Origin of the sequence: Collinsella sp. OM06-18AC, from assembly GCF_003438785.1 — a bacterium.
Classification (GTDB): domain Bacteria; phylum Actinomycetota; class Coriobacteriia; order Coriobacteriales; family Coriobacteriaceae; genus Collinsella.
The window spans coordinates 19825-30300 of record NZ_QSTX01000018.1 but is presented as its reverse complement, the minus strand read 5'-3'; the positions used below and the strand labels follow the sequence as shown (position 1 = coordinate 30300).

The following is a 10476-nucleotide window of genomic DNA, read 5'->3' as shown; positions in this document are numbered from 1 at the left end:
CCGGGCTGACAATTTCGACTGTAATGGACGTTCTTAAACGACTAGTCGCTGGCGACGTCCCTCGCCGTCGGCGGATTTTGGGACATGTGGCCCGCTTTTTGGGCCCGCCTGTCGGTACACTAAAAGCACTATGGGTACCCGCGAGCGACATATCGGCCACGCGGCCGCCCGATCCGCACCCGTGGCGGATCCCAGGGGCGGCAGGCTCTTCGCCATGCCGCGATTCCTTGTTGGTATAACACATCAGGTGTACCGTCACCGCGTCTTTGCTATCGCCGGCGCCATCACCGTGCTGTTCCTCATGCTTTTGGCAGTCTTGCCGGCGCTGTTTGCCTCCGACCCCAAGCTTTCCAACGCCGTGCCCGCCTATAGCGAGGTGTCCGAAGAGGTCGTGGATGCGCTCGTCCACTCGAGCTCTCTCCCGTTGCTTGTCGCCGCAATTATATTTTCGATCTGGGGCGTATCGGTCTATCTACGCTGTTTGGACTATGTGTTGCGCCGCCGCCTTGTTGCCGTCGCCACCATCTGTGCCCTCTGGATGATCGAAGTCATTCTCAAGTACAAGTCGTTCACGCCGTTCTATGCCACCGTGCTGTGGTACCTGTACTACGTGCCCATGACGCTCATTCCGCTGCTCTACCAGTTGTGTGGTCTGCGCCTTGCGGGTCTGGAGCAACACCGCCTGGGTCGCCGCTACTGCGCTGCGCTTTGGATTGTGGCTATCCTGCTTATCGGATTTGTGCTCACCAACGATTTTCACCAGCAGGTCTTCCACTTTGACCGTACAAGCGACACCTGGAGCAACGATTACACGTACGGCTGGGGTTATTTCGCTGTCTTAGTGTGGACGGCCTTTAACTTTGTGGCCTTTTTTATCCTGGTGGGCCGGTCCTCGTCCTTTCGCATCCAGCGTTTCTCGGGCACGGCGGCGCTCGTACTGCTGGGTGGCGCATTCTTTGCCGTCTCGTATGCGTTGCGCGTGCCCTGGGCATGGAGGCTCAACTTTTCGCTCGTCTATTGCGTCCTGTGCGTGGTGGCGATGGAAATCTGTCTCGATTGCGGTGTCATTCCGTCGTATCACGACATCGCCGGCATCTTCGACACCTTGCCGCTTGACCTCAAAGTTCTAACGCGCGACCTGCAGGAAGTCTATGCCACGCCGGCGTCAAAGCCAATGCCGGTAGGCGTGCGCGAGGAGTTGCGGACCCAGGAGCACGGCCACGTCCATGCCTTTGCTGTGGCGTCCGATCCCGATGTGGTGTACCGTGCCTTTCCACTGCTGGGCGGATCGGCCCTGCTTGCCCAAGACGTGTCGGAGCTCAACGAACTCAATCGCGAACTGGCGCAGCGTCGCATGGAGCTGCAGCGTCAAAACGAGCTGCTCGCCGCCGACTACGACCTTAAGACGCACCTGGCAGATCAAGAGGCCGAGACCTTGCTGGTCCAAGACGTGGACCAAGCACTTGCCCGCGCGCTCGAAGGGATGTACGACCTGCTGAGTTCGCTGCCGCCGTTGACCGACGAGGCGTCTTCGCACGAGCGTTACCGCATGCTGCAGCGCGCCAAGATGCTCGTCGCCTATTGCAAGCGCAAAGGGTCGCTCACGTTGGCACAGCACGGTGAGAGCGGTTTTGATCGCGACCGCATTCAGCTCATTGCCAACGAGCTCGCAAGCGACCTGCGCACCATCGATATCGATTGCGCCTCGATTATCGCCATACGGCGCCCGATGCACGCCAGTACGGTAAGCGCCCTGTACGACTGCGTGTATGACTTTGCGTTTTTTGCCTACACCACCGACCATCCGGCGCTTATGTATCACTTGGGCGACCATGACCGATGCAGTGTCGAGCTGCGCGCCACGCTTTTTTCCAACGATGATGAAGATCTTTCTCAGACGCCCGCTGCGCAAGAGCTCGAGAGCGCGCTGCAAGGGCGTAACGTGGCGTACCGTCTTGAGGGCGAACCCGGTCAGCTGCGCATGATCGTCTTGATGCCGCAGGCGGGTGAGTGACGATGCAAATTTCGTTCATCCTTCCCCAAATCGTTGCGCTCGATGTTGTCTTTGCCCTGGCTGCGTGTCTGCAGATGATCCACGTCCCGCTCATCGCATCGCGCCGCTCGTCCTATAACCGTAAGGTGATTTGCGCCTACGAGACGAGCCTTGTGCTTCACCTGATGATTTCGGCGCTCATCTTATTCGCGTCGTCTGGCTCGTATCTGGTGGCGCCGCTTGACGTTTGCGCCAGGGCAATGGGCGGAGTGCTGTGGCTCAATGCCGCGATCTTTGCCTATGGCGTGGTCCTCATGGTGCACTATCGTCGCCCTGTCATGCTGGCCGAGCTGCTGCTTGTTGGCGCCGTGACACCGCCGGTGGTTTTTGCCATGGGCTCGGTGTGGGCCGTTGTCCTTATCGCAGAGGGAGCGTTCTTCCTGTTCCGTTCCGTCGCGGCGCTCTTGATGGACGTCCGTAACCGCCAGGAGGATATCACCGCGTTCTCGACGATCGAAACCATCAACGTGATTCCCGTGGGCATCCTGTATCTGGACTCGAGGGGCCGTCCACTGCTCATGAACCGCTGCATGCGCAAAAACCTGGTGGAGCTTCATATGCCCACCGACCTAGGCGATATGAGCGGTACATGGAACGACCTGCGCAAGCTCAGCATGCAAATGCCCGAAGGCGGTAAGAACCGCGTGCGGATCAACCTGGACCGCTTTGGTGAGGCGCGTGCGGTGGTCGAGGTTTCTCCCGCCGAGATTCGCCTGTTTGTGTGCGATGACGTTATGGTCTCGGGCCGTTCGTTCGAGCGCATAATCGGTCTGGACGTGACAGAGTATGCGCATGCGCATGACCGCCTGGCGCAGGCCAACCACCTGCTTGAGCTTGCGGGCCAAGAGCTCCAGGCCCAGATCGAAGAAGTCAAAAAAGTTGCCGACAATGCGGCCTATCTGCGCATGCGCACCCGCGTTCACGATGTGATCGGCCAGCGCCTATCAATCCTTCATCGCTATTTGGAGGAGGGGCGCTTGGACGACGAGTCGCTCGAGCAGATCGACCCGCTGCTGCGCTCAATCGCTGCCGATCTGCGCAGCGGGGGCGACACCGAACCGGCAGGGCAACTGGGCGATATCGTCCATGCTTTTGGCCTGGTGAGCGTGCAGATCGATGTTGAGGGTGCGCTGCCTGAGGACGCGCGTGTCGCCGCTGCCTTTTTGCAGATTATCCGCGAGGCCTCGACCAACGCCACCAAGCATGCGCAGGCGCATCGGGTCCATGTGCGCTTGTGGCAGGAGAGGACGGATGCTGACGCCGTCGCGCACATGACGATTTCTAACGACGGGTCCCCGGCCCCCGTATCGTATCGCGAGGGAACGGGTATCCCAGGTATGAGGCATGTCGCGCAAGATCTGGGTGGCAGCCTAGAGGTCCACGCCACCCCGCCCTTTACGCTTACGGTATCCATTCCGCTTAACGCTAGCGACACGTCCCAAAGGAGAAACTCATGATCCGCGTGTTAATTGTCGAAGATCAGGCCATCCTGCGCGAGAGCCTGGCGCGCTCCGTTGGCGACCAGCCCGATATGACCGTCGTTGCCGCGATCGCCGATGCCTCCGAGGCCTTGGGTGTCGCGCTCAAGGAGCGCCCGGACATGATACTGATGGACGTGTGCACCGAGTACGATTCCAACGGCATCGTGGCGGCGGCGCGTATTAAAGAGGAGCTGCCCGAGTGTCGCGTCATCATCATGACCGGCATGCCCGAGATCACCTTTGTCGATCAGGCTCGCGAGGCGGGCGTCGATAGCTTTGTGTACAAGAACGTCGGCATCGACGAGCTGTTCGCCGTGATGCGTTCCACGCTGGCGGGCTACTGTACGTTTCCCAAGCCGCCCGAGAGCATTTTCTCGGGCACGGCGGCCCTTGACGATGTCGAGCTGTCGATTTTGCGCCTTGCCTGCGAGGGTAAAAGCCGCCGCGAGATTGCGGCCGAGCTGTTTATGAGCGAGGGTACCATCAAGCGCCGCATCTCGGAGATTCTCAACAAGACCGGTTACGACAACATCATGCGCTTGGCCGTGCATGCGGTGACCGAGGGCAGCATCGTTCCCAACATGGAGCGCTGACGTTCGTTACGCATCGGCATAAAAGCGACGGGGCCGCAGGATCATCTCCTGCGGCCCCGTCTGGTGTGCGCGGATGTGTCCGCCAATCCGCGGCTGTCGTGGTCTACCGCTACGCGATGGTTGCGCTGTAGGAGGCAACGTCCTCGTAGGAATCGGTCAGGTAGGCGTCGATGCCGATGGTCGTATTGACCAGGTCGTCAAGGCTATCGAGCGTGCCGTTCGAGAACGTGAATTCCTCAGTGGCGTTGGTGCCGGGCATCAGGTGAGCCGAGAACCAGGGTTCCTTCATGGTGCCGTTGACGTTGGTCTTGCCGCTGGGGGCGTAGAAGGTCAGGTCCTTGTCGCTCTTGTTGGTGATGTTGACGACAAAACCGATGTCGCCCCACTCGTCCTTGAACTTCTCGGTGATGGTAATGGTGCACAGGTCGTCATCGGCAACGGTGACGGCGGGGGAGATTTCAGTCTTCTGGACGTCGTCGTCTTCGACGGCCTCGTCGATCTCTTCTTCCTTCTCGGCCGCCTCGCGATCCTTCTTCACCGTGCCGGACAGGTCCTTGTCGGACTTGGTAAAGACAAGATTGCCGTCATCCTCTTCGAGGATGAGCTTGCCGTCCTTGAGCTTCATGTCATGCGACTCGTCTTCGGCGGTGATGGTTACGGTGGTGGCGTCCTTTGCCTCCCATTTAAGGTCGACGACTTCAAGGAACAGGTCGAGGGCACCTGTACCGTCCTCATCGAGAATCAGGACGCAGTGCACACCCCAATCCTCGAGCATCTTCATGTACTCATCGGTCAGTTCTTCGCCCTCCAGGGTTCCACCCGAGAGTTCCCAGCTGCCGACGAAGTTGGCCTTGGGGTCTTTGCCGCCGCCGCTGCAGCCCGTCAGGGCAAAGGCGAGCGCAAGGACGCATGTCAGAAATGCGAGTACGGACTTTTTGAACGTTGTCTTCATGGTGTCCTCCTTTATCGAACGAAACCCATAGAAGCAAATGCGGGGGTGGCGGATCCCCCGCCAATTACCAGATAGAGGGGCTAGGGCCTGGGCGTTCCGCAGTTGCTGCAGAACTTGCCGCCGTTTTCGCTGCCGCAGTTGGGGCAGAACCACTTGGCCGGTGCCGGGGCGGGTGCGGGACTGCCACACTCGGAGCAGAACTTGCCGGTGTTGGTGGCGCCGCAGCTGCAGGTCCATGTGCCGGCCGCGGGAGCAGCGGCGGGAGCCGGTGCGGGAGCGGGTGCCGGAGCCGGCTGCGGGGCGGCCTGCTGCTGTGCTTGGCCGGCGGCGAACAGCTGGCTGGCGTTCATGCCGCCCATGCCACCTGCCATGCCCATGCCCATAAAGCCTGCCATCGCGCCGTTGGGGTTGGCGGCTGCCGCGCGCATTGCGTCGCTCTGGGCGCTGGCAATGTTGGCTGCCGCCATGGTGGGATCGCGCATGACCGCGGCTTTCTGCAGATCCTTGATCATCTGCTCGTCCTCTTGCGAGGCGGCGATGGAGTTGACGCCAAAGCTCACGATCTCGACGCCGCGCAGGTCACGCCAATCGGCAGAGAGGACCTCGTTGAGCGCGCGGGCGAGCTCGGTGGTGTGGCCGGGGATGGCGCTGTAGCGGATACCCATCTCCGAGATCTTGGCAAAGGCGGGCTGCAGGGCGGTGAGCAGCTCGGACTTAAGCTGGCTGTCGATCTTGTCGCGCGTGTAGCTATCGGTCACGTTGCCGCATACGTTGGTGTAGAACAGCAGCGGGTTGGTGATGCGGTACGAATACTCGCCGTTGCAGCGCACGGAGATGTCGACGTCCAGGCCGATGTTGTTGTCGACCACGCGGAAGGGCACGGGCGAGGCGGTGCCGTACTTGTTGCCGATGATCTCTTTCGTGTTGATGAAGTAGACGCGCTGGTCTTTGCCCGCGTCGCCGCCAAAAGTAAAGCGGCTGCCGATATTGGCGAAGGTCTCCTTGATGGAATCGCCCAGGTTGCCGCTAAAGACGCTCGGCTCGCTGCCGGTATCGAAGACGAACTCACCAGGCTCCAGCGCGACTTCGATGATCTTGCCGTTTTGCACCACGAGCATGCCCTGGCCGTCGTTGACGGCGATGACGGAGCCGTTGGAGATGACGTTGTCCTCGCCGCGCGTGTTGGAGCTGCGGCCACCGGTGCGCTTGCTGCCCTTGCAGGCCAAGACGTCAGCAGGCATCGATTCGCAATAGATAAATTCCTTCCACTGGTCGGCCATGACGCCGCCGGCAGCACCCAATCCAGCTTTCAAGAGTCCCATGGTGATCTTCCTTTCTCGTCAAAGGCCGGGTGGTATTGGTTGGATTGCTTAGTCGTCCTTGTCGTCTTTCATGACAACGGTGGTCTCGGTGTGGCTGAAGGTGTCGTGCTTCTCGGTCAGGTCGAGCTCGCCGCAGTACTCGTCGGCGTGGGTGGCCTCGTTGGCCGTCTTGAGCTGGCCTACCAGTAGCACGTCTCCGATAATCACGATGATCAGCGGCGCGATGATGTTGATGAGGATGCCCTCGATATCAAAGGCGAGGTAATCCGGATCGAAGGCGTTCTCGCCCATAAAGAGAATCTGGGAGAGGACAAATCCGATCACAAAGAACAGCACCGAGGCAATAGCGAGCTTGGGCTTGGAGCAGGGGAGCTCGCCGACCAAGCGGCCGGTCTGGCCGTTCATGGCAAACAGGTAGCTCTTGCCGTTCCACGAGGTGGAGAGCATCCAGACGGGGAACAGGGCGTAGTCGCTGTCTTCCCAGGTGTAGTCGAGCTGCTTGCTTTCGACCGTGGCATCGTCGTATTCGTCGACGACGGTCTCGCGCAGGGCCGAGATCGTGCTTTCTTCCATACGGCGCTCGGCGCGCGCCTTGCAGGTCTCGCAGTCCTCGTCGTAACGGTTGGCGATGTAGCCGGGCATATATGCGACCGAGAACGGACGCAGCGCGTCGTAGTCAAACGGCTCGATGGCGTCCATGTGGCCGTCGGGCATCTTGGACGATCCGTCGACGGGCACGCGCTTAAACGAGATATTGCCCTTGCGATAGGCATCGTAGTGGTCGGTGGTCGTGACGGTGCGAGAGGATTCCTCGGTCACGGTCTCGTTGGTCGCGTCAAAGTACACTTCGCCGTCAACGCGGGCGCCGTAGAGCCAAAACGGCACGTAGACACCTTGGACCTCGTCGATGTGGTTGCCGGTGACAAAGCTCTTGGGCAGCAAGATCTTGCCCTTATAGTGTTCCTTGAGTGCGGCTGTGACGTCGTCGTGCCCGAGCTTAAACGGAATCACCAGGTCGGGCGAGAAGTCGCCCGAGAGCTGGCCGGTCGCCACGGCGGAGTTACCGCAGTACGGGCAGGTGGTGACGGCGACGGTGCCGTCGGACACGAGCTCGGCGCCGCACGACGAGCAGATGTAGCCGGCGTTTTGGGCGAGCTCCTGCACCGCGTCGTCGGCGACGGACTTGGGCGTTGCGGCTGCCGCATCGGCTTTGGCGTCGGCCTTGTCCTGGCGCTCGCAATAGAGGGCCTCGACTTCTTCGACTTCAAAGCGTGAGTCACAGTAGTCGCAGACAAGCTTTTGCTCGGCGCTGGCAAAATGCAGGGGACCACCGCAGGCAGGACACTGATAGTTAACGCTCTCGAAGGCCATGATCGGTCCTTTCCGTGCCGGAGACTATGCGCCGATAGCGCCGCCGCAGTATTCGCAGCGCCCACTGGCATCGGGAATGGTGGTGGCTCCGCAGAAGGGGCAGGTCACCGCGGTCTTGGGGGCCTTGGCGGCCACAACGCTGTCGCGCGTCTCCTGGCGCAGCTGCACCAGCGCGTCGCGGACCTCGGTTGCCTGGCGCTTGGCCTCGCGGTATTCGATGGAGCCGCGCTGATCGATGGTGGAGTCGTTTACGCGCAGGTTGATCTCGGTAAAGTACGGCGTGTTGACGTGGATGGTCAGATTAAAGTCGTAATCCAGGTTGTAGCGCGGCGGGTTGTAGCTCTCGCGCTCGCCGTCCTTAGTCTCGCGATAGATCTCGGTGCGATGCTCGTCGATATCCATATCGCAGCCGAGTACCTGCGAGAACTCGATGATGTCGGGATTGGCGTCGCGCCAGCGGCTCTGCGAGGTAATGATCAGCAGGCCCGCATCTTCGTCGAGCATGATGTTGGTGCGCCCGGCAGAAAGCGTGCGCGTGGGGTTGAACGACGCCAGGCGCTCGGCATTGGCCTCGCGGTAGGCGAGCTGCTCGCGGATATCGTCCGCGGTGCTGGAGCGATAGCCGTGAAAGTAGGGGGAGAGCTTGCCGGCGCACTCTTTGCACAGGTAGCCTTCATTGATTTTTGTCTTACCTAGAAGTCCCAGCTCGGTACCGCAAATCGCGCACTCTTTCTTCTCGAACATCTTGTCAAAGAAGCCCATGGCTGCCTCCCATCAACTGGTAGCGTGTGTCACTTTTGATGATGGGGGAGTGCGCGATCCTTCGCGATACCCAGACGGCTCAAGGAGTCTCCGCAACTGGGACACATGGCTCATTTTTCCTACTCATTGGGGACACTCTTTGTCGAATGCGGCGGCTGCCGAATGTGGGCGCCGTTCTTGCTATGCCACGGTCACGGCGATCTGGGCGTAGCGGGTGCAGGGGCGCTCGGCGCGCGTCTGCACGGTAAGCGTGAGTACGAAGCGGTCACCGGGCTGCGCGTCGGCGGGCACGATGAAAGCGGTGTCCACCGTGCATTCTTGCCACATCGACAGATCCTGGACGCCTGCATAGCTCGATGGGTCTACGGCCACATCCCAATGTGCATCGAAGCCCTTGTCGTCGGGGTCGACGATGGTTGCCGCAAGGGCGACGCGCTCGCCGGCTGCGGCGCTACGGTCGGCCGTGACCTCGACAACATGTGCCGGATGCGAGCAGATGGCCGGATCATGGGCGCACCATTGCGCGCGGGCGGCAAAGTTTTCCTGATAGGCACGCAGATAGGGATTGAGATTGTCGTCTGCGGGCGTGCCGATGGAGGCAAAACCGGCGGGCGCGCTCGCATCGGGGTGTCCATCAAGAAACATGCGGCCCAGCAGCGTATCGAAGTCGCGGTCGTCGATGCCGCGCAGGCCAAACGGCAGCAGTGGAATATAGGTCATGCTGTCGCCTTCGGCCATAAAGTCGCCGCGCTCAAACTGCACCGCGGGCATGCCTTCCAGGCCCCAATCCAGGCGGGCATGCTTGCCAAACTGAAAGCGCTCGGGTTCGTTTTCGTAGACCTTACCATCGCCATAGAGCATATAGCGTGCCATGAGGGGGCCGTTGCCCTGCGTGAGATTCTGCTCGGGCCAGGGAGCCTTAAACAGCGGCAGCGTATCGGGCTGAGCTGTTTTGGCGTCGAAATAGTTGCCATACATATAGGGCGTACGCCAAAAGATGAGCTCGGGAAAGAGCTCGCGCCCATGGTCGAGCCATGAGTTGTCTTGCCCCACGCCATCGGCAACGCCCATCACGCGCACCTTCTGATAGACCCGCTGCTGCACAGTGGGCCACTCGGGTGTGGCGCGATAACGCTCGGCAATACTCATGAGGGCACGAACGATAGTATTCATACCACCCCAGCTGAGTAGCCACAGCGTGCGGGGGTCGTCGTCCATGATGGCATCGGCGATGACGCGCGAACCGGGCGTCTCCTCAGTCACATCACCCTCAAAAGCAACATTTCCCACAAACGTACGCTCAATCATCTGTGCGGGCGTGGGGAAGGACGGCTCGCCGGCGGCAACGGCATTGGCCTGCAGCTGCGGCCAAGCCCGGGCGTATTCGTTGCTCCAAAGACTTTCGATCCAATGCTCGGGAAAAGGCCGATACTCGCGAAGTTCGCCGGCCAGCGGATCGGGCTCATGAGGCACAACAGCCCACTCATAAGAGCGCCGCCCTTTGGTCCGCCAATGCGAATTCACCTCGCCGAGCGTATGAACCCCATCCCCAAGAAAGTGATACTGCGAAGCCGTATACACCACAGCCTGAACATCAAGCAAGTTGAGATACAGAGCCAAATGAACAAGCGAGTTCATATCGTCGACTTCCATATCGGTAGTAACAATCACCCGAGTCAACTTCTGGGACATAGGAACAGCTCCAATCAAAATCAATTCAGCCAGTTACGCGCAAGGCAAGACGGGACCCACGCCCCCATCGCCCGCGACTCGGCGGCCCGCCGGAATCGGCCGACCAGCGTTTCGAACAACGTTAACTTAGGGGGCTCTGACCTTTAGTTTTGTAAACATTCCGCAGCGCGAGCCCCGCTTATCCGATGCTCCGAAGGAGCAGGATAAGCGGGGCTCATGCGCGAGGACGTTTACAAAACTAAAGGTCAGA

8 protein-coding genes are annotated in these 10476 nt (G+C 60.4%); 3 read left to right on the top strand and 5 right to left on the bottom strand.

Features of this window, described 5'->3' with window-relative positions:
* Positions 1-214 precede the first annotated feature (214 nt).
* From DXB86_RS09465 to DXB86_RS09455, 3 genes are read left to right on the top strand one after another with little or no spacing between them, the layout of a single operon-like run.
* Positions 215-2014, top strand: a complete 1800-nt coding sequence (locus DXB86_RS09465) for a histidine kinase N-terminal 7TM domain-containing protein (RefSeq protein ID WP_158555313.1) — start codon at positions 215-217, stop codon at positions 2012-2014.
* A 2-nt stretch (positions 2015-2016) separates the two neighbouring features.
* Complete coding sequence (locus DXB86_RS09460; RefSeq protein ID WP_117736931.1) at positions 2017-3510, top strand: sensor histidine kinase; 1494 nt, start codon at positions 2017-2019, stop codon at positions 3508-3510.
* On the top strand, positions 3507-4127 hold the full coding sequence (locus tag DXB86_RS09455) for a response regulator transcription factor (protein ID WP_117736930.1): 621 nt from the start codon (positions 3507-3509) through the stop codon (positions 4125-4127). The genes DXB86_RS09460 and DXB86_RS09455 overlap by 4 nt, the downstream gene beginning before the upstream one ends.
* A 109-nt stretch (positions 4128-4236) precedes the next feature.
* On the opposite strand, the gene DXB86_RS09450 is transcribed toward DXB86_RS09455, so the two are convergent.
* From DXB86_RS09450 to DXB86_RS09430, 5 genes are all read right to left on the bottom strand, one after another.
* On the bottom strand, positions 4237-5079 hold the full coding sequence (locus tag DXB86_RS09450; protein ID WP_055252146.1) for a hypothetical protein: 843 nt from the start codon (positions 5077-5079) through the stop codon (positions 4237-4239).
* Between the two features lie 80 nt (positions 5080-5159).
* Positions 5160-6401 (bottom strand): SPFH domain-containing protein, encoded by a 1242-nt coding sequence (locus DXB86_RS09445; RefSeq protein ID WP_089573532.1) that lies wholly within the window; start codon positions 6399-6401, stop codon positions 5160-5162.
* A gap of 48 nt (positions 6402-6449) precedes the next feature.
* Positions 6450-7772, bottom strand: coding sequence for a hypothetical protein (locus DXB86_RS09440; RefSeq protein ID WP_117736929.1), 1323 nt, complete (start codon positions 7770-7772; stop codon positions 6450-6452).
* 24 nt (positions 7773-7796) lie between these two features.
* Entirely contained in the window at positions 7797-8534 is a 738-nt protein-coding gene (locus DXB86_RS09435; RefSeq protein WP_117736928.1) for a DUF4428 domain-containing protein, read from the bottom strand.
* A gap of 180 nt (positions 8535-8714) precedes the next feature.
* Positions 8715-10226 (bottom strand): nucleoside hydrolase-like domain-containing protein, encoded by a 1512-nt coding sequence (locus DXB86_RS09430; protein ID WP_117736927.1) that lies wholly within the window; start codon positions 10224-10226, stop codon positions 8715-8717.
* Between the last annotated feature and the right edge of the window lie 250 nt (positions 10227-10476).